17 protein-coding genes and 2 tRNA genes are annotated in these 21,053 nt (G+C 35.1%); 10 read left to right on the top strand and 9 right to left on the bottom strand.

The genetic code is table 11. The annotated features are described in order from the left end of the window. The first annotated feature begins 7 nt into the window (after positions 1 to 7). The 6 genes from ACNH59_RS08815 to ACNH59_RS08790 all read left to right on the top strand — a co-directional run bounded on the left by ACNH59_RS08815 (position 8) and on the right by ACNH59_RS08790 (position 4,634). Entirely contained in the window at positions 8 to 601 is a 594-nt protein-coding gene (locus ACNH59_RS08815; protein ID WP_418262179.1) for a LemA family protein, read from the top strand. A 215-nt stretch (positions 602 to 816) separates the two neighbouring features. Continuing rightward, entirely contained in the window at positions 817 to 1,254 is a 438-nt protein-coding gene (locus ACNH59_RS08810) for a TPM domain-containing protein (RefSeq protein ID WP_418262178.1), read from the top strand. 2 nt (positions 1,255 to 1,256) lie between these two features. After that, on the top strand, positions 1,257 to 2,108 hold the full coding sequence (locus ACNH59_RS08805) for a TPM domain-containing protein (protein ID WP_418262177.1): 852 nt from the start codon (positions 1,257 to 1,259) through the stop codon (positions 2,106 to 2,108). Between the two features lie 132 nt (positions 2,109 to 2,240). Beyond that, on the top strand, positions 2,241 to 2,483 hold the full coding sequence (locus tag ACNH59_RS08800) for a hypothetical protein (protein ID WP_418262176.1): 243 nt from the start codon (positions 2,241 to 2,243) through the stop codon (positions 2,481 to 2,483). 176 nt (positions 2,484 to 2,659) lie between these two features. Beyond that, entirely contained in the window at positions 2,660 to 3,073 is a 414-nt protein-coding gene (locus ACNH59_RS08795; RefSeq protein WP_418262175.1) for an RrF2 family transcriptional regulator, read from the top strand. Between the two features lie 136 nt (positions 3,074 to 3,209). Next, positions 3,210 to 4,634 (top strand): alginate export family protein, encoded by a 1,425-nt coding sequence (locus ACNH59_RS08790; RefSeq protein WP_418262174.1) that lies wholly within the window; start codon positions 3,210 to 3,212, stop codon positions 4,632 to 4,634. A 45-nt stretch (positions 4,635 to 4,679) separates the two neighbouring features. Here the strand turns inward: ACNH59_RS08790 and ACNH59_RS08785 are convergent, their stop codons facing one another. From ACNH59_RS08785 to era, 3 genes are all read right to left on the bottom strand, one after another. Next, positions 4,680 to 7,475 carry an outer membrane beta-barrel protein gene (locus ACNH59_RS08785; RefSeq protein ID WP_418262173.1) on the bottom strand — a complete coding sequence of 932 codons (2,796 nt, stop codon included), beginning with the start codon at positions 7,473 to 7,475 and terminating at the stop codon, positions 4,680 to 4,682. A gap of 128 nt (positions 7,476 to 7,603) precedes the next feature. After that, on the bottom strand, positions 7,604 to 8,911 hold the full coding sequence (gene der / locus ACNH59_RS08780) for a ribosome biogenesis GTPase Der (protein ID WP_418262172.1): 1,308 nt from the start codon (positions 8,909 to 8,911) through the stop codon (positions 7,604 to 7,606). Between the two features lie 249 nt (positions 8,912 to 9,160). Further along, positions 9,161 to 10,042, bottom strand: coding sequence for a GTPase Era (era, locus tag ACNH59_RS08775; RefSeq protein ID WP_418262171.1), 882 nt, complete (start codon positions 10,040 to 10,042; stop codon positions 9,161 to 9,163). A 205-nt stretch (positions 10,043 to 10,247) separates the two neighbouring features. Between era and ACNH59_RS08770 the strand changes: the two genes are divergently transcribed. From ACNH59_RS08770 to ACNH59_RS08755, 4 genes are all read left to right on the top strand, one after another. Then, positions 10,248 to 10,320 (top strand) — tRNA-Met (locus tag ACNH59_RS08770). Positions 10,321 to 10,633: 313 nt separating this feature from the next. Further along, positions 10,634 to 10,706 (top strand) — tRNA-Met (locus tag ACNH59_RS08765). 58 nt (positions 10,707 to 10,764) lie between these two features. Next, positions 10,765 to 11,022, top strand: coding sequence for a GIY-YIG nuclease family protein (locus ACNH59_RS08760; protein ID WP_418262170.1), 258 nt, complete (start codon positions 10,765 to 10,767; stop codon positions 11,020 to 11,022). Positions 11,023 to 11,137: 115 nt separating this feature from the next. After that, complete coding sequence (locus ACNH59_RS08755; protein ID WP_418262170.1) at positions 11,138 to 11,395, top strand: GIY-YIG nuclease family protein; 258 nt, start codon at positions 11,138 to 11,140, stop codon at positions 11,393 to 11,395. Positions 11,396 to 11,551: 156 nt separating this feature from the next. On the opposite strand, the gene ACNH59_RS08750 is transcribed toward ACNH59_RS08755, so the two are convergent. The 6 genes from ACNH59_RS08750 to ACNH59_RS08725 all read right to left on the bottom strand — a co-directional run bounded on the left by ACNH59_RS08750 (position 11,552) and on the right by ACNH59_RS08725 (position 20,985). After that, positions 11,552 to 12,538, bottom strand: coding sequence for a pectinesterase family protein (locus tag ACNH59_RS08750; protein ID WP_418262169.1), 987 nt, complete (start codon positions 12,536 to 12,538; stop codon positions 11,552 to 11,554). A gap of 69 nt (positions 12,539 to 12,607) precedes the next feature. After that, on the bottom strand, positions 12,608 to 14,074 hold the full coding sequence (locus ACNH59_RS08745; protein WP_418262168.1) for a right-handed parallel beta-helix repeat-containing protein: 1,467 nt from the start codon (positions 14,072 to 14,074) through the stop codon (positions 12,608 to 12,610). A gap of 124 nt (positions 14,075 to 14,198) precedes the next feature. Beyond that, positions 14,199 to 15,782 carry a DUF5123 domain-containing protein gene (locus tag ACNH59_RS08740; protein WP_418262167.1) on the bottom strand — a complete coding sequence of 528 codons (1,584 nt, stop codon included), beginning with the start codon at positions 15,780 to 15,782 and terminating at the stop codon, positions 14,199 to 14,201. A gap of 123 nt (positions 15,783 to 15,905) precedes the next feature. Continuing rightward, complete coding sequence (locus ACNH59_RS08735) at positions 15,906 to 17,219, bottom strand: RagB/SusD family nutrient uptake outer membrane protein (protein WP_418262166.1); 1,314 nt, start codon at positions 17,217 to 17,219, stop codon at positions 15,906 to 15,908. A 4-nt stretch (positions 17,220 to 17,223) separates the two neighbouring features. Then, positions 17,224 to 17,700, bottom strand: coding sequence for a hypothetical protein (locus ACNH59_RS08730; RefSeq protein WP_418262165.1), 477 nt, complete (start codon positions 17,698 to 17,700; stop codon positions 17,224 to 17,226). Between the two features lie 18 nt (positions 17,701 to 17,718). Then, positions 17,719 to 20,985, bottom strand: a complete 3,267-nt coding sequence (locus ACNH59_RS08725; protein ID WP_418262164.1) for a SusC/RagA family TonB-linked outer membrane protein — start codon at positions 20,983 to 20,985, stop codon at positions 17,719 to 17,721. Positions 20,986 to 21,053: the final 68 nt, after the last annotated feature.

Below are 21,053 nucleotides of genomic sequence, written 5' to 3'. Positions count from 1 at the left end.
TAGAAACATGGATTTTAAAAAATTTTTACCTTGGATTATTGTAGCAGTTATTCTTTTCGCTGGTTATAGTTGGGTTAAAGGCATCAACAACACAGCGGTAACTTTAAATCAAGATATCGAAGAATCTTGGGGAAATGTACAAACTTCGTATCAAAGACGTAATGACCTTATTGGAAATTTAGTAAACACTGTAAAAGGAGCTGCTGATTTTGAAAAAAGCACTTTAACAGCAGTAATTGAAGCTCGTGCCAAAGCGACTCAGACAACTGTTGACCCAGCCAACATTACACCTGAACAATTAGAAGCTTTCAACAAAGCACAAAGTGGCGTAAGCAGCTCTTTGTCTCGTTTATTAGTAACTGTAGAGCAATATCCTGATTTGAAAGCGAATCAAAATTTCTTAAAATTACAAGACGAATTGGCAAGCACTGAAAACCAAATCTTAACAGCTCGTACTCGTTTTAACGAAACTGTTAAACCATACAATACACATATCAAAACCTTCCCAAACTCTATGTTTGCGGGAATGTTTGGTTTCCAAGAGAAAGCTTATTTCAATGCTGTAGAAGGTGCTGAAAAACCCGTAGAAGTGAAATTCTAAAAAATATTTTTGATTTTTGATTAACGATTTTTGATAGGAGATTTACACCTCTAAAATCAATCTGAAATTTTCAAAACATTGAAAAAAAAAAAAAAACCATTATGAAATTAAGATAATTTAGCTCAAGTAGACTTAATGAATCTTAATTTCTTAATGGTAAAAAATGTTTATTCTAATTTTGAGTGTATTTACACTTGAAACTAAAACTCCTTTGCATGTCACAAGTAGAAGATTTTTTAACCCAAGAAGAGGAAAAAGCGATTGTAGAAACGATTCGCTTGGCCGAAGAAAAAACCTCGGGCGAGATTCGTGTTCATATCGAAAAAACAACTTCTAAAATTCCTTTTGACAGGGCCACAGAAGTTTTTCATGACCTAGGCATGGATGCGACTGAACTCAAAAATGGCGTACTGATTTATCTTGCTGTTGAAGATCATCAATTTGTAATTTGTGGTGACAAGGGAATTAATGATGTGGTACCTCATGATTTTTGGGATTGTACCAAAGACGCCATGGTAGCGCAATTCAAAACTGGCAATTTCAAACAAGGTTTGATTGACGGAATTACCAGAGCTGGGGAACAACTTAAAAAGTACTTCCCTTACCTAGAAGGTGACACAAACGAATTATCAAACGAAATTTCTAAAGGATAATAATGCAAAAGTCAACTTTCAAAAAACAAAATTCAAAAAACAAAATTCAATTTTTAAAGAAAGACTGGAGCGTTTTATTGGCACTCTTTTTTCTATTGAATAGCGGTTTCCTATTAGCACAATTTACCATTCCTGAAATCCCAAAATTTCAAACTTCGGTTTATGATTACGCCAATGTATTGAGCAGTACCGAAAAAGCACAACTGGAAGAGAAGCTTATTCGCTATTCAGACTCCACAACAACACAAATAGTCATTATAACTATTGAAAGTTTAAAGGGTGAAGATATCGGAATCTTAACCCCCAAATGGGCACACCAATGGGGAATTGGAGGCACTAAAAAAGACGATAACGGTGTTTTAATCTTATTGGCAAAAGCTGAAAGAAAAATATGGATTTCTCCAGGTTACGGACTCGAAGACCGATTGACAGCGGGAATTGGCGGTGAAATCACCCGAAATATTATCATTCCCGAATTCAAAGCCGGCAGTTATTACCGTGGACTAGACAAAGGAACTGATGCAATTATCGACGTTTTCAAAGGCAAATACAAAGGCCAACGCAAACAAACGGAAAGCAAAGACTTCCCTATTTTACCCTTTATCATCATCATCGTATTTATTATCATATTGGCTTCCAAAAACAAAGGAGGCGGTAGCGGAGGCGGAAACTCAGGCAACCGTTCTGGTGGCCCTAGCCTATTGGATGTTATCATTCTAAGCAGTCTTGGCAGTGGTCATCGTGGCGGCGGTTTTGGCGGTGGTTCTTCAGGCGGCGGATTTGGCGGCGGCGGCTTCGGTGGTGGTTTTGGCGGAGGTGGATTCTCTGGCGGAGGTTCTGGTGGAAGTTGGTAGATAGATCAATAACTGGTAAACTCAAAGTGAAAACATAAAAAACCAACTCAAATACAATACTAACAACTGATTACCAATACTTTAACAGCAATTACAAAATAAACTCCGTAACTTTAAGAGAAAACAACAGTTATGAAAAATTTTGCAATTAAGCTCGTATGGTTTACTACGGTATATGTGTTTGTATTCGCTATTTTAAATCAAACAGACACTGATTTGAGGATATTATTAGCACTACATTTTATTGGAGTGTTTTTAATACCGCTTATGGTTTACAAGGTCTTAACAGACAATTACAATCCTACCAATACTTTTAAAGAATGGTATGAAGACCACCCCATGAACACACTAGAAAAAGACGAAAACGAAGAATAATCAATTCCCCGACAGTTCTCATTTACACTGATTTTCTTATTTTTACACCTGAAAATAAGTTTGCATATTTAGACTCAACCTCAAAATTAGTTTAAAAGCTTTTTAGATTGTATTTGTAAAAAATACTATCTTTAAACCCTTTGTCTTTTATATAGTCCGAGGCTAAAACTAGAAACATGTTATCACACAAAGCAAAATATGCTCTTAAAGCATTACTTTATTTAGCGAAACAAGATCAAAATGTTGTATCCAAAACAACGGATATCGCTGAGGCAGCTAATATTCCAAAAAAATTTTTGGAACAAATATTATTAGACCTCAAACGAGGTCATTTTGTTGGGAGTAAACAAGGTAAATTTGGCGGCTATTATCTTTTAAAACATGTGAACGAAATTACATTGGCTGATATCCATCGATTATTTGACGGTGCTATCGCTTTGCTTCCTTGTGCTTCTTTAAATTTTTACGAACGTTGTTCGGACTGTACTGATGAATCAGAATGCTTGCTTCGACACGGTTTAATCACCATTAGAGACGAAACTTTAAATGCTATGAAGGGCATCACTATTGCTTCATTAGTAAATAAATAAAAATATTTTTTTTTAAATTCTACTAATTTTATAGAATTTATATATATTTGCACTCAAAATAGCTTAAAGACGCTATTTATTATTACAAAAACACAGACACACCAGCATTTACAATATAAATTTGATTTAAATTCTAATGAGAATAAATAAAATTATCTTTTCAATAATTACCCTTTTTACTCTTAATTCCATTACTGCACAAAACTCAGATGATATCCTGAATTTACTTATCCAAAGAAAAATCATTAAACAAACTGAAGCCGATTCTATTCGTTCTCACAGCAAGTCTAATGTAGCGGAACAAGTAAAAAACAAAACTTTCCAAGTAGATTTACAGATAAAAAATCGAGGAGAATATCGACATGGATACAGAAATATTCCAAATGACAACAGTAGTGCTGCTGTATTTATCAACCAACGAAGCCGACTGAATATTGATTATAAACAGGGTAAATCATTCAATACTTTACTATCACTACAAGATGCCAGAGTTTGGGGTTCACATGACCCACGGGGTTTAAATGGAACCATACAATTATTTGAAGGATATATAGAGCCGTTTATCAATCCAAATCTTTCAATCCGAATAGGAAGACAGCGTATTGCATACGACAACCAACGCTTTTTTGCAGAAAATGAATGGCGGATTAACGGAGCTGCTCATGATGCAATTAACTTTCGTTATTACAAAAAAAAGCTAAGCACTGAATTAGTGGGCGCCTTTAACCAAACTGGAGAACGTATTTTTGGCACCGATTATACTCCTGCTACATTAAGCATCACTCCTGCAAATAGCACAGCAACAACTTGGACTAATTACAAAGCACTCGCAATTCATTATTTAAAATATAATTTCAACTCTAAATTTACCGCAACTTCTATTATAGCAAGTGATGCTTATCAGGATGAGGTGCAAAAAGAACTGAACCACTGGCGTTTTACTTATGGAGGCCGACTAGAGGTCAAAAATAAAAATTGGTATGTAACTACTACTACTTATTTACAATCTGGTCGCAACAGCACAGGAAAAACTATTGACGCTTGGTACATTCAGCCAGAAATAAAATACAGTTCAAATGACCAATTATCCATTCGATTAGGCGCTGAAATACTTAGTGGTGATAATGGAACCGTAGGTCAAACGGACCATAATTTTGTTCCATTATATGGAGTTGCTCATCGATTTAATGGGTTTATGGACTTTTTTACCCGATTCCCATCTGATTTAAATAATGCTGGATTGATCAATCCTTACCTTTTTTTTAGCAAAAAAGTATCTAAAAAATTAGAATTGCATTCGAACAATCATTTGTTCTATACCCAAAGGAAATTTATTACTAGCGCCAATCAAGAACTAAAACCATTCATGGGATACGAACATGATTTATTAGTCACATACAAACCAAATCATTTTACGAATATTGAAAGCGGATTTTCAGTAGCATTACCAACAGACACCATGACAACTATCAAAAACTTTGGAAATGCTGACAACATCGCAACTTGGGCCTATATCCAGGTGAAATTCACCCCTACACTATTCAAAACTCGATTTAACTAAAAATAAAAGTACCTGCTAGTTTATAAAACAGCAGGTACTTTTTTATTAATCTTCTCTATTTTTACTTTTAGAGTCTAAATCTTTATTCCTTCCAAAATTTTTATCTTTATCCGAATTAGGTCCTGGAGGCTTCATTCCTCCAAAATTTTTGATCTTATATATTAATGAAAACATTCCGTAACGCTTTAGAACTGTGTTTTCCTCATCTCTAATTGAAGTCTCTGTAATCGATCGCGTATATCCTTGGTTTTGATTTAAAATATCAAAAACTTTTATTCTTGCTGTCAACGTTTTATCCAAGAAAGTGTACCCCAAACTCATATTCCACAATTTGTACTGATTTTGAAAACCAGTACCCGAATTAGTGTTATAGCTGTATCCAAAATCATTACTCAAGACCCAACTTTCTCCAAAATAGTTTGTTACCCTTAAATTTAATTTGTGAACTGCATTCAAACGAGAATCAATAGAGAAATTTCGATATCTAGACTCATTATACAGAAAACTATAAGATGGTGATATCGTTAACAGTTTGCCATAATTATAAGACAAATAGACTCTTGGAGCAAATGAAAGAATTTTAGCGTCATAGAAAACATTATTTACAAATCCTTTATCAAAAGAATAATCAGTTTTAAAACCAAAACCATAGCGATAAGTATTCAATTCTTTCTTAATATAATTATTCCAGTAAATACTCAAACTTGTTTTATAAATATTATTAATATTAATAAAGGTTGTATTACTTGTCCCATCCTCAGCATACGTCCTAGCAGAAATAATATCACTATCAACAACGTCTGCTTTCATATAAATGCTATAACCAGAACGTTTTTGCATATTATAGTTTCTAAAACTAAAATTAAAACTATGTTTCTTTATAGGATCTAAATCTGGATTTCCTATAATTGTATTCACAGTACTGCTAATATCCAAAACTGGCAATAATTGGTAAGCAGTGGGTAAATTAACTCTATAATCGTATTTTAATAACGCATAATTCGATTTGTCAATCTTATACTTAAATTGTGTATGCCATTCTGGAATAAAATAATTCGACTTTAGCTTGGTTTGATTATTAAGATAAAAAGAATAGTTATCGTATTGCACCAAAGATGTGGTATTTCTAACATTGAATGAAAACACATTATCATTATAAAAGAAACCCATTTTTGGAGCTATAGAACTCTGATTGGAAGAAATATAGCTGGATTGTGCAGCATTAAATATAGAATACCCCTCAGTTGTAGTATCAAAATTAAACGTTTTTTCATCCGTGATTTTGTTGTCCCATTTATACTCTGCCCCTACTCTAAAACGGATAACTTTCGAAATAGGCTCCGTAAATTCAACCTGTGCATAATAAAAATCACGTTTCACAGAGTTGTCAATCATCTGGTTACGCAGGTTGGTTTTTCCTGAAGTATAGGATTTAATTTCATTTTTATTAAATCCTAATAAATCATTCTTAGAATTATTATTGGTCATCGAAAAAATCAAATTACGAGATCTTTTTTCGAAACTTTTATTAACCGAAATTACATTATCAAAATTGAGCAAATCTGTACTTCTTTCGGTAGTTCCTTTATTTTCATTAAGTAAATCTCCAACTTCATTTGTTGAAACACTTGAAGATGAACCATTGTTTTTAAAATTAGCTTTTCGAAATCTTGGCTCAAAGACAATTTGAACATTATCTATTGGTTTGTATTCTATTTCAAAATTTATTTTGTGATTCGTATTCTCTGTTTTAGCATCTGAATCTGATTTTGTCGTGATGTTTCCTGTAGGTAAAAAACGGGTTTGCGTTGACTTTTTCGCATTGTTATTCAAGCTATTATCATACGAATAATCTCCTGTAGTTTCTAGATTATCAGACCATTCGTTAAAATAATTAAATCCAGCCAAGTTGGTACGAGTAATCCCTTTTCTTGAAATTGTTGCCCCCACATCACCATTGGATTTATTTTTATCCTCACCAAAAGCTTCATCAATTGAGAATCCCGATAAATTGATATTATTAGTAGAACCTACCGCACTAATGCGCTGTTTATTATCAAATTGATTGACTAAAAAACTTCCTTCATAGCGATCATCAGTACCATAACCTCCTAGGAATTTCCCAAAATAACCTTTATTTTTCTTTTTATCAATGGTCAAATTCAGACTCAAAAAATCAGAAGCGGCATCATCTCCTGCCAATTCTTCTTTTTTAGTTTTAAAATCAGAAACCTGAATTTTATTAATAATATCAGCTGGTAAATTTTGTAAGGCCACAGCTCCATCTTTACCAAAAAAGGCTTTTCCATTGACTAAAATCTGACTCACTTCTTTGCCGTTCACTGTAATTTTCCCTTCATCATCAATTACAAAACCAGGTAGTTCTTTCAAGACTGCATCCACATTATCATCTGGACGCACTTTAAATGAAGCCGCATTGTATTCTAAAGTATCTTGTTTAACGACAATTGGAGGTGCTGTAGTTTTTATCACTACATCCTTTAAAATATTTTCAGTACTGAATAAATAAATAGTCCCTAAATCTTTATTCTCTGTGATACCCGCTAATTCATCTTTATAATTTTCATGTCCTACAAAGGAAACATTCAAAAAAGTAGGATTGTCATACTTTTTTAATCTAATTCTAAACCGACCCGTATTGTCGGTTGACGTTGCTCCTAACTTCAAAGAATCTTTGACTACTGAAAAATAAACATTAGCCGCTTCTAAAGGCTGTTGGGTATTGATATCCAATACTTGTCCTTGAATAAAATAGCTCTCTTGGGCAAAAAAACTAAATGATAAAAACAAGAACAGAACTAAAAAATGGCTTTTGAACATGGTTTTTTGGCAAATTAAATAGTATTGTATGACCTAAAAATAGTTATAAGGTTTAATTGGATAATAAAAAAAACCCTCAAAGGCCAAAATGCATCTTGAGGGTAATTTATTTTTATGGTTTCTGAGACTTATTTTTCTCTAATATAAATATCGATTGGAACACCTGAAAAATCCCAGTTTTCTCTGATTTTATTTTCAAGGTAACGCTTGTAAGGCTCTTTAACATATTGTGGTAAATTAGCAAAAAACACAAACTGTGGTGTTGCCGATGGCAACTGCATACAGTATTTAATTTTCACATATTTCCCTTTTGTCGCTGGTGGTGGATAAGCTTCAATAATTTTCAACATATATTCATTGAATTTTGAAGTTGGAATACGAGTTTGTCTACTTTCATACACCTTCACTGCCGCCTCCAAGGCTTTCAACAATCGCTGTTTGGTCAATGCCGAAACAAAAAGAATAGGCACATCCGTAAATGGCATTAATTCTTTTTTAATTTTCTCTTCATAATCACGAGTTGACATGGTATCTTTTTCAACCAAATCCCATTTGTTTACCAAAATCACCACACCTTTTCGGTTTTTCTCAGCCAACCAAAAAATACTTTGGTCCTGCCCTTCAAATCCACGAGTAGCATCGATTACCAAGATACAAATATCAGCATGCTCAATCGCACGTACTGAACGCATCACAGAATAAAACTCTAAATCCTCTTTTACTTTAGCTTTACGACGGATTCCCGCTGTATCCACTAAGTTAAATTCAAACCCAAAACGGTCAAATTTAGTATCAATCGCATCACGAGTAGTACCCGCAATATCGGTTACAATATAACGGTCTTGTCCAATCAAGGCGTTGATAAAACTCGATTTTCCAGCATTAGGACGTCCTACTACTGCAAAACGAGGCAAGTCTGAAACTTCTTCAACAACTGGTTTTTCAGGAAAAGCATCGATCAAAGCGTCTAATAAATCTCCTGTTCCACTGCCTGATATACTAGCAAAAGTGTAGTAATCCCCTAATCCAAGGTTGTAAAACTCCACCGCGTCTTTCTCGCGCATGGCATTATCAACTTTATTTACCGCTAACAATACTGGCTTCGTTACTTTACGTAACAATTTAGCAACAGCATCATCCATAGGTGTAATACCTTCCTCAACATCAACCACAAAAATAATCACATCGGCTTCATCGATAGCTAATTCTACTTGCTTACGAATCTCTCCTTCAAACACGTCATCAGAACCACGCACATATCCGCCTGTATCAATTACAGAAAATTCTTTTCCGTTCCACTCGCTCTTACCATAGTTTCTATCACGGGTAACACCCGAAACCGAATCTACAATGGCTTCTCTTCTTTGTATCAGCCTATTAAAAAGGGTTGATTTCCCTACATTAGGTCTTCCTACTATCGCAACAATATTATTCATAATCTTTTTTCAAATATTCGGCAAAGGTAGTTAAAAAAATCGCTAAGTCGCTAAGTTTCTGAGTACCTATGATTTTTACAATTTCTGGAAGCTATTTCCAGCTGTCCACTATATCTTTTATGCTGAACCCCAGCATAAAAGGATGCCGTTCCCATCTGGGCTAGGGCATTTCTTAATCAAATTCTGTTTGTACAGATTGATTGCATTTTTTATTGGTACGGACAGGTCGCGACCTGTCCCTACAGCATATTATTGATTGTATCCAAAACGCTTTAACATATTGGCATTGCTTCTCCAGTTTTTATTCACTTTCACATACAACTCGATGTGAATTTGTTTTCCAAAGAATTTCTCCAAATCCTCACGAGACTCCATCCCTACTTTCTTCAAAGCAGCTCCTTTATGACCTATGATAATTCCTTTTTGGGTGTCACGTTCCACCATAATAAGCGAACGAATTTTGATAATATTATCTGTTTCAATAAATTCTTCAGTCACAATCTCTACTGCATACGGAATCTCTTTGCTGTAGTTCAATAATATTTTCTCACGAATGGTTTCGTTCACAAAAAAACGTTCTGGTTTGTCTGTCAATTGATCTTTTGGATAATAAGCTGGTGATTCTGGCAACAACTCTAGAATTCGGCCAAAAACCTCAGGAACATTGAAATTTTGTAAAGCCGATATTGGGTAAATTTCAGCATTAGGCACTTTCTCTGTCCAAAAAGCCACTTGTTGCTCCAATTGTTCTTGGTTAGAATTGTCAATTTTATTCAACAATAACAACACTGGAATTTTAGAATGAATGATTTTATTAAAAAAAGCTTCATCTTTCAAGTCTTGCTCTCCAATCTCCACCATATAAATCAAGATATCAGCATCCTCAAAAGCCGATTTTACAAAATTCATCATCGACTCTTGCATTTCATAAGCGGGTTTGATAATTCCAGGAGTATCCGAAAGTACTAACTGAAAATCCTCTCCGTTCACAATTCCAAGAATTCTGTGTCTAGTAGTTTGTGCTTTTGAGGTAATAATAGACAATCTTTCCCCTACAAACGCATTCATCAACGTTGATTTCCCTACATTAGGATTCCCTATAATATTTACAAAACCTGCTTTGTGTGCCATTTCCTTATTTATTTAATGCTGCAAAGGTAGTCATATCAAGTCAATAGATGAAATAAAACATTTTTTAAAATTACGCATTGGAAATCTAGATTTTATATGTATCTTTGCACCCGAAACATCGCGGGATAGAGCAGTAGGCTAATTCAGATGGCTCATATCCGCCACGGCGGACACAGGTTCTTAAATATACAAATTGAAAATATATCGCGGGATAGAGCAGTAGGCAGCTCGTCGGGCTCATAACCCGAAGGTCACAGGTTCGAGTCCTGTTCCCGCTACTAAGTTAATTTTATTGAGATTAAAACTAAGAGCATGAAGCAGCTTTTCGAACTCATATCCGCCGCGGCGGACACAGGTTCGAGTCCTGTTCCCGCTACTAAGTTAATTTTATTGAGATTAAAACTAAGAGCATGAAGCAGCTTTTCGAACTCATATCCGCCGCGGCGGACACAGGTTCGAGTCCTGTTCCCGCTACTAAGTTAATTTTATTGAGATTACAAACGCACATCGCGGGATAGAGCAGTAGGCAGCTCGTCGGGCTCATATCCGCCGCGGCGGACAAAGGTTCAACCAAGATTGCAAAACACACAGCGCGGGATAGAGCAGTAGGCAGCTCGTCGGGCTCATAACCCGAAGGTCACAGGTTCGAGTCCTGTTCCCGCTACTAGAAAAAAACACCACTTATTAAAGTTGGTGTTTTTTCGTTTATAACACTTTTTATCATGGAGGAATTTGTTGTTTACATTTTATATTCTGAAAAATTTGACAAGAACTACACTGGATTTACTTCCAACCTTATTGAACGTTTCAAATCTCACAACGAACTGGAAACTAAAGGCCACACCTTGAAATTTAGACCTTGGAAAGTAATTCATGTTGAATTTTTTAACTCAAAATCCGAAGCTATGAAAAGAGAAAAGTATTTAAAAACAGGAGTCGGACGTGAATTTATCAAAAATTTAATTCAAAACGCTTTATAAAGAAAGCTCATATCCGCCGCGGCGGACAAAGGTTCGAGTCTCCGCTGTAGCGGACTACTAGAAAAAAACACCACTTATTAAAGTTGGTGTTTTTTCGTTTATAACACTTTTTATCATGGAGGAATTTGTTGTTTACATTTTATATTCTGAAAAATTTGACAAGAACTACACTGGATTTACTTCCAACCTTATTGAACGTTTCAAATCTCACAACGAACTGGAAACTAAAGGCCACACCTTGAAATTTAGACCTTGGAAAGTAATTCATGTTGAATTTTTTAACTCAAAATCCGAAGCTATGAAAAGAGAAAAGTATTTAAAAACAGGAGTCGGACGTGAATTTATCAAAAATTTAATTCAAAACGCTTTATAAAGAAAGCTCATATCCGCCGCGGCGGACAAAGGTTCGAGTCTCCGCTGTAGCGGACTACTAAGAAAGATTCAGAGAAATCTGAAGCTTTTTTTACGCATTAAAACCAAGGAAAAAAAGAGAAAAATAAACTCAGGAATTATACAAGTTTTTTATTCGTTACAATTCAGGAATCCAATCCTTAAATATTGTTTTTAGATTATAGCTTTCAAATTGTGCTGGACTCAGCACCCGTGACCAACTCACACGAGAAATAGTGTTCCCTCCTGCTCCTTTTGATTGATATTCCGCATAAAATGCCGTCTCTTCGGCCTCTGGCTTGCTCCAATTGTGCCAACCTTCAGGTTTAATATGAATTCCCATCTCGCAATTGATAAAGACAGTCTTAGCATAATTCCTCCATGGTCTGCCTAAATAATAGGTACTGGCTCCCGAGTCTGAAGTTAATTTGCAATTCATAAAAACAAAACCATAGGCACTCCCTTCTGTCGTATTAGCGGCAGTTATGTAAGTCCCCCCTTTTTTTGCAAATATCTCACAATCCTCAAAAACAGCGGTTGAAGCACCAAAAATAAAATCTGTTGCTCCTTCTATATAACAGCTCTTGTAATATTGCCTGCTGCTACTGTCATGGGCATATAAAGTGTCTTGATAGCCTAGAAATTTGCAGTTATAAAAAACAACTTTATCCCCGTCAATCCTTACAGCAACTGCCTGACCTACATTTCCTGATGAGTTTTCGAAAGTGATATTTTCAGCTTTAAAATCGTCTCCATTTAGAAAAAAACTTGAAGAACCTGTTGTACCAATATTTTGTCCAAGACTATTTTTCTTGGACGCATAATCATCAAAAGTAAGCACCACAGTTTCTCTATCTTCTCCTATGATGCTAATATGTTTTTTGTTTTGAGGCAAATCTAACTTTTCTTTGTAAATGCCTTTTTTGATGAAAATTTTCGTTTCAGTTTCTTTATTGAAAGGCACTGCATCAAAAGCTGCTTGCACTGTTGTAAAATCACCAGTCCCTCCTGCATCAACTACTAAATCGTACAACTTATTTTTTTTGATTTCTTTTTTTTGTGCCAATGTACTACTGGCAAAGCTCACTAAAAGAATTAGTCTAACGGCTAAATTCCAATTCATCATATACCTTATTTTTATCAAATATTTTTTCTATTCTTAGTCAAGACTCCTACATCTTAAATATTTAATTTCTTATTGCAATTCAAATGCACCAATATCAGGAGCCACACCTTTAAAAGGCAATCCCACATCAGTTCCTTTGTCAATCAAATCGCTATCTGATTTTAAGTGCATAAAACTAACATCAGGTAAACTACCATCGGCTTTACGAGCTTGAATTAATTGGCTCATATCAATACTTTGAAAATCATTAGCATCCGTAATAATTCCGTTTTGCCAACCATTGTTAGTCGCTATGACCGCCGTTGCATTTGTATTGCCATAAGCACCAATCGCACATGAATTCTTAATCGTCAATTTGGCCAGCGGATTGGTATTGCTAAAATTATAATTCACACCATTGCTATAGGTTGAACAATTATAAATTTCAACGTTGCCACGATTACTATTATGATCAAAACCATCGGCAACATTTCCAGCAGCAATACAATTTTTATACACCGCATTATGTTTTAAAAGTTTGTCATCACTCCCTCCTGTTTTGAAACCGTTACCATCTCCAGCTCCTTTGGTTCCATTTTTTAAATAACCATTTTTAATCGCCCAGCAATTGATATGGGTAGTTGTGATATTATCCGTACCACGTAAATAGCCATCCCAACCATCATCAAGATTTTGCCAAGCACGACAACCAATAAATTTATTTCCAGTACCAGCGGTTAATTTACAAGCAAATCCATCTGCATTTTCAAGCGTTGAGTCGGCATTAAAATAAGAATCACAATTGAGTATGGTATTATTAGCAGCCCCATTGTCAATTTGCAAACCCGTATCTGAACATTCAGAAAAAGTACAAAACTCGATCAAGTTATTACTTCCCTTAAGTTGTAATCCATTGTCTCCAGCTTTAAAAACATCAATCCCCTTGATATGCCAAAAATTACCCGTAAGAATAATTCCTTGATTAGCCGAATTCTCGGGCATGGAAGAAAAATCTAGTTTGGCACGTCCTCCTTCCGTTTGTCCTAAGATTTTAATTTCATTTCCCAAAGTACCTGAGCTACTCAAAGTAATTTTAGCATTCATTACATAAATACCTGCCTTTACAAATATGGTTTCACCAGCTTTCACTTTCGTTAAAGCTGACAAAAATTCTGTTGCATTCGCTACGGTATATTCGTAAGTAGGAACAACTACAATATTTGAGATGGTGATTGTTTTGGTGGCAGACACTGTGCTTTTATCTGCTGCTGTGGCACGAATAATAACCGTACCATTTTTATGTGCAGTAACCAATCCTGATGCCGAAATCGTTGCAATAGTAATATCTGACGAAGTCCATGTAATTGCTTTATTACTGGCATCAGCAGGTAAAACCACGGCAGTCATTTGCCCAGTGGTTCCTGAACTAATATTACTTCCTTCGATAGCTATTGATTGTACTAAAGTCTGTACTTCTTTTATTTCTTCTGGGGTTGTGGTCTCATCTTTTGAACAGGAAATCAGAGACGCTATGATAAATAAATAGATTCTTTTCATTTCATTATTTTTTAAACTCCTTTTCAGGAATTATAATTATGATTTTATTGCAAAAAGAGGTATACATCACACAATGCATACCTCTTTTATAGTTATTAAAACAAACGGATTTTTTCAATATCGATTAAAGTCTCCATCTTGGATCCCCAACTTTATTGTCTTTTAGCGTTTGATTAGAAATTTTAAAATTACCTGCTGCTGCATCAGTAAATCCAGGGTTTAATGTTGTAAAGGTTCCTGAATTGTCAAACTTAGTTGCAGTAGAATGGAAACCTGTAGCATTAAAATAGTTGTTATTTGTAAATACTGGATCTGCTGTATTGGCTTGATTAGAATAGATCGCTACAGTTTCAGCAAATAAATTATTCTTAACAGTCGATGCATTAGAAATAAAACGAACATATAAAATTCTCTTGCCTGAAGCATTAGAAACATTGTAAAGTGTATTACTATCTAATAGGATTCTCGTTGTTAAACCAGTACCTGTTAAACCAGCAGCATCGATTCTAATAAAATCACGTTCGCCTGTAACCGCATATGAACCGCAATTTCTAAATGTATTCGCTTTAACATCTAGGTTAATAACATTAGTTTTTCTAAAATCAATAAAATCACCTCCGTTACAGTAAACATCTGACACAATGGTATTCTCAACTGTTACGGTTGTTACTAATGAAGATGTAACATCACCCGCAATAAACGATTTTCTAAAATTACGAATATTACACCCACTAATTAATAATGAGTTAAAAGTTCCTGCTTCGTTAAAACGAACGACATCATTATTAGAATCCACTGACGGGCCAAATCCTTCTAAATCTAAATCAATTAAACTCACATTAGCAGCTCCTGCATTGATTAAAAAACCTGTTTTCAAACGTGGTTTGTCATAACTTCTCAAACCTCTTACAATAACAGACTTCGTCAATTGAATTGGTCCTGACGCAACTGTATAATCTCCTGGCTCTAAATAGAATGCATCCCCTGAGTTTGCATTCGCTAAAATTTGTACCAAATCATCTGTTGGTTTCACTAAAATACCTGTACCAATATCTACACCTGTAGTAAAAGTAGCAGTACCTCTTTTTTTCAAGTTGTTATACAAAACAGCAGTATAAGCCGTTTCACCTGTTAATCCCGTCACTGTCGCGATTCCATTTGCTTTTTCTTGAGCTGTAATAACGTGTACAATCGGACCTGGATTTGAAACTGGTCCAGTAACTTCAATTTTAGTTACAGCACTATTTGCTGGCCATCTGAAAGTAGCCTCTTTTGCTTTAACATCACCTGGCACACTCGCCAAGAAAATTTGTTCTGACAATGTTTGAACAGTGGTTACAGACCATTTAGAATCTTCTAAATCAGTAGCGCTAATGGCTTTTACTCTTATTGAATAAAGAGTTTCTCCTTCAAGAGCAATTGTAACAGGTAACTCAGCCGCTGTTACTTCTACTCTTTTAAAAATAGTGGTGAAATCTGGATCGTCCGCACTAAATTCGATGACATATTTTGAAACCCCCTCACGGATGGCCCAACTTAGTTCAACACTCGTTTGATTTCTTCGTATTGCTTTAATAGCTGTTGGAGCAAATACTCTATCTACTAATAACTCGTCAATCAAATCAACATTATAACTATCACAACTGGAGACAGTGAAAGTAAGTAATATTGCGGCTAGCAGACCCTTAAATATATATATTGTTTTCATCTCTTTAAATTTTATTGTTATTTGTCGTTAGGAAGTAATAGCCACTAAATAACTAGTTAAACTACCTTTTATTTAATGGCGAAGTACCTATTCCTAATAACTTATAATTATTTTGTGTGATTGTTAGTAACCGTAGTCATTTTTCAGCGTGTTATTACTTCCATCAATAAACACTTGCCAAATTGGCCAGAACTGTCTGTTATCTGGATTTACGCCTGCTTTAAAAAGAGATTCTACTCTAAGATCCGTCAATGAATTCCACCCAAAAGAAGAATAATCAACCCCTGGACTTACATTTTCACCTCTATTTAAACCATAAATATCAAGACTAACATTGTCCGTTTTATATTTATAATACAATGTTTTTGGCACATCAGCATACTCACCAGTACGGTTTTTGAAATTGTACATTTTAGTTTTAGCCAACTCTAAGTTTGCTTTCAATAAGTTCCAACGGATAAGTGCTTGTTTACGCTCCATTTCACCAACAAATTCTAATTTATGTTCGTTAACAATTGCATTAAACATGGCTTGTTTACTCGTTAGACCGTTTACATAAGCCTCTACTTTTACAGGGTGCAAAGCTGGAGCAAAAGCTCTTTTTCGCACTTCTTTCAAATAAGGTGCCGCAGCCGCAGTTCCCTCTAATTCATTTGCCGCTTCAGCAGCAATTAAAAGTACCTCAGCAAAACGCATATACATTTTATTAACACCATCATCATTACTAGAAGTTACAAAACGAGTCATCCATTCGTAACGGAATTTTCCAAAATACCAAGTATTAGAACCTACAAGCTCTTGTTGTGCAATACCGTTAACAGCAGTTCCCCATCTGTAAGGCACACAACTAACATCTCTACGGCTATCAGCAACGTCATAATCATAGAAAATAGTAGGTAATGGCCCCGCAGTTCCTCCACGGTTAGAACCATTATTATGGAACTGATTGTTAGTCGCATGACGAACACCAAATGAAAATACTACACGACCACGACCATCAGCAAAAGGAATTTCCCATAAAGATTCTCCACCTGCAGTAACATTTTCTTGGTTTAATTTTTTCCATAAAGTTTCAAACGAAGGCTCTAATTTAGCTTTTCCACTATTGATGACATCCCTACACTCATCAAGTGCTATTTTATACATATTAGCCACTGACAAATCTGGATCAGTACTTCTTCTTACTCCGTCAGGATATTGTTGAAAACCACTAACAACCATTGCTAAACGAGCTCTAAGCCCTTTTACAAATGCTTTATTAATACGTTCTACTGATGTAGTTGCAGCAGTTTCCCCAGGCCAAGCTACTAAAGTTGAAGCTTCTCCTAAATCAGCAATAAGTTGTTTGTAAATCACATCACGACTTGATTTTGCTAAATACAAAGTTTCGGAATTAATTGGTTCAAAACGAGCGGGAACATCACCCCAAGCTTTCATTAAATCAGCGTAGTAAATCGCTCTTAAAGTTAAAAGCTTCTCCTAGTAGTTGTCCTAATTCTGTCCCTGGTTGTGGATTCCCAAATTTGCGTAAACCACGGATACAAATGTTAGCACGTTCAATACCAGAGTACATCATTGCCCAAGCATTATTTGTGGTATTCATTTCTGAATTATTCACCTTAGTGTCATAACGAGCCAAATCAGTTTTAGCATCATTTGTAGTTTCAGAGGCAGTAATCCACTCAATATCTGTATTAAATCCATAGTAAGGAATGAAACGCCCTCTGTATGAGTTTGTTTGCCCCATTGGTTCTTTGATGCCATCTACAGCTCCTTTGGCCAATCCAGCCGTTGAAAAGATAATAGATTCATCTAAGGTTGATTTTGCTGGTGCATCCAAGAAATCGCCATTCGTCTCTTGACAAGAACTAAAAAGCCCAGCTATTATTATTCCTGAAATTATTATTATATGTTTCATCTTCTAATAAATGTTTAATTAAAAATTAAGGTTTAAACCAAAAACCAATTGTCTACTACGAGGAAATGGAGAGTAATCCACACCAGGAGTTAAAGGAGTCTTTCTTCTTGTTGAAACCTCAGGGTCAAGACCAGAGTAGTTTGTAATAATGAAAACATTATTTGCAGTTGCATAAAATCTCATTTTTGAAACTCCGATTTTAGAAACTAACGTTTTTGGTACTGAATAACCCAATGTAAGTGAGTTCAATCTTAAGAAAGAACCATCTTCAACAGCCCAGTCACTGAAAACAAAGTTTTGCATATAAGGAGACCACATCGTTGTATTTGCATTTAGAGCAGTTAAAGCAGCTGGATCTCTTACAATTTGACCTGTTGCAGCATCTAAATTAGTCCATCTTTTCCCATCAGCCATTTCAGTTGCAAGATTTCTATATTGACCATTTTGGTTCGAAGTAGTAAACTCAATTTTATTAGCGTTGTATACATCATTCCCAACACTCCAGTTAAATGCAGCTGACAAATCAAATCCATAAGCATTGGCATTAATTACCATACCACCAGTATGTTTTGGATTAGCATTACCAATAATCGTGTTATCCGCAACAGTTACTTTACCATCACCATTAATATCCTTTAATTTCATTGTACCAGGTCTAATTGTTCCTACAATAGCTGAGTTATCAACTACTCCTTCTGGATTTACGGTAATTCCGTCTGGTAAAAAATAAGGCTTCAATGTATAACTACCTGTTGTCGCATTATAGGTGAAATCAGATACTTCGTAACGACCGTCACTTTGGAATCCATACATTTGACCTAAAGACTGCCCTACATTGATTACATAATCATCTCCAATCTGAGAAGAAGCCCAGTTTGTGTTTTGACCAAAATTTTGCATAACTCCAAGAGAATTAATTCGGTTTTTATTTACTCCAACATTGAAAGCAAAACTCAATCCATAATCTTCTTTATCCAAAGCTACCAAGTTTAACGAAGCCTCAACACCTGTATTTTGAGTTTCCCCCATATTTCTATATTGAGTAGCATAACCTGTACCTGGAACTGGGAAGTTAATTAATAAATCACTTGTAGTGTTTTTATATGCCTCTACAGAACCACTGATTCGTCCTCTAAACAAATCAAAATCCAAACCTAAGTTTTGTGTAACTGTAGTTTCCCATTTCAAATCTGGGTTCGCTAAAGTATTAGAGGCTGCCCAATAACTTGAAACATTATTAATAAAAGTAGTTGTAGATGATTGGAAGTTTTGAACCGTTTGTCCAGTAGGAATATTGTTATTACCTGCTTGTCCATAACTCAATCTTAATTTAAGAGCGCTTAACCAATCCACATTCTTCAAAAATTCTTCCTCATTAATTTTCCAAGCTACTGCAGCTGATGGAAAATACCCCCAACGATTGTTACCTAAAAACTTACTAGAACCATCGGCACGGTAAGTAGCAGTAAATAAATACTTATTGTGAAGGTCGTAATTTACACGACCAAAGAAAGACAACAATTTGTCATCTGGACTGTAATAGTTGTCCACTGAATTTGGTTTCCCTTGAGTAGTCAAGTTTCTTGAAGTATTAAAGTCAAAAAACTTTGGAAAACCATGTATTTCACTAGTTAATTCGTTGGTACGAAAAACAATCATTTCTTCTCCAACAAGAAGTTTCAAACGGTGATTGGTTCCAATTAATTTTTTAAAATCGTAGTTTAAAGTATTTGCATTTCTAAATCTTTCTCTTTTCTCATCGCTCATTACCAAACCAGGCAATCCTTGATTTTCGGCAGCTGGTCTGTTATTTGCATAATAAGTAGAACGCCCGTAGAAACGGTAATCTAAATTATTGTAATTATCTAAACCTAAATCTGTTTTTAATTGCAAGTCATCAATAATTTTCCAAGAAAAACTACCCAACATATTAAAGTTTTTTCTCAATTGCTTGCGCTGGTTGTCATCCACAGCAACAAAAGGATTTACTAAATAACTAGAAAGTGCTTCGTCAGTATTATCTGTTGTTAAACCTGGTAAAGGAATTGGTGAATACCCCACACTATGTCTCAAACGAGCATCAGCAGAAGAAATTTCATTTTGCTCATTAGCACCACCTCCGTTGATCTCTGTATTTGAGTAACGCAATGTAAATGATAAGTCTATTTTTTTAGTAGCTTTTGCCTTTAAAGCCAAAGAGATATTGTCTCTATTAAAGTCAGAACCTTGCATGATGGTTGTTTCATCATAATGTGCATAGTTGAAGTTGAAATTAACTTTTTCAGATCCACCACGAACCCCTAAATCACGACTTTGTACTTGGCCCATACGACCATAAATCTGTTTTTGCCAGTTGTTACCTTGCAAGCCTTTGTATTGATCAATATCTTGATAGTTACCAAAATATTTTTCATACGAACTAATATCATTTGGGTTTCTAAGAACAGCATACTCATATTGCCATTTTACAAAATCTTCAGGCTGTAACACATCAATAGTTTTAGCGATCTTCTTAGCACCATAAAACATGTTATAGCTTACTGCAATTTTCCCATCTTTACCACTCTTAGTTGTTACAATCACAACTCCATTAGCTCCTCTAGAACCATATATAGCTGTAGAAGAAGCATCTTTCAATACTGTAATGTTCTCAATATCAGAAGGAGTAACATCGTTCATACTGTTAACCGGAAATCCATCCACAATAATTAATGGAGAAGCATCTTGTGTTAACGACCCACCACCACGAATTCTAATTTTAATATCTGCATCTGGAGAACCCTCAGCAGATGATACTTGAACCCCAGCCATACGACCTGTTAAAGCTTCTGCTACGTTAGAAATAGATTGTTTTTTCAAATCATCACCTGAGATTGAAACCACAGAACCCGTTAAATCTTGTTTACGAGTAGTCCCGTATCCAATATTTACAATCTTTACCTCGTTAAGTGAAACTAGAGACTCTTCTAAAGTGACACTTACCGTCTTTTTTCCAGCCAAAGCAACTTCTTTGGTTTTAAACCCAATATAAGTAACTACTAAGATGGCATTTGGTTTTGAAATTTTTATTGCAAATTTCCCGTCAATATCAGTACTTACTGCATTCTTAGTGCCTTTTTCCAATACATTCACTCCTGGTAATGGCAAATTACCGACGTCCTTTATCACACCAGTAATTTTCAAATCATTTTGAGCCGTTACCCCATTACTCATGAACAAGGTCATTAAGATAATGATGACAAAACTGTAATTTGCCCTTCCGTTGAAGAAACGTTTAATAATCATAGTTTAAATTTTAATAGTTAGTATTTAGTTTAGTGTTATGTGTTTTTGTTTTCAAACATCTAATCTTT

The organism is Flavobacterium faecale, from assembly GCF_048320115.1.
Lineage (GTDB): Bacteria > Bacteroidota > Bacteroidia > Flavobacteriales > Flavobacteriaceae > Flavobacterium > Flavobacterium faecale_A.
This window is presented reverse-complemented; position numbering and strand designations above follow the sequence as displayed.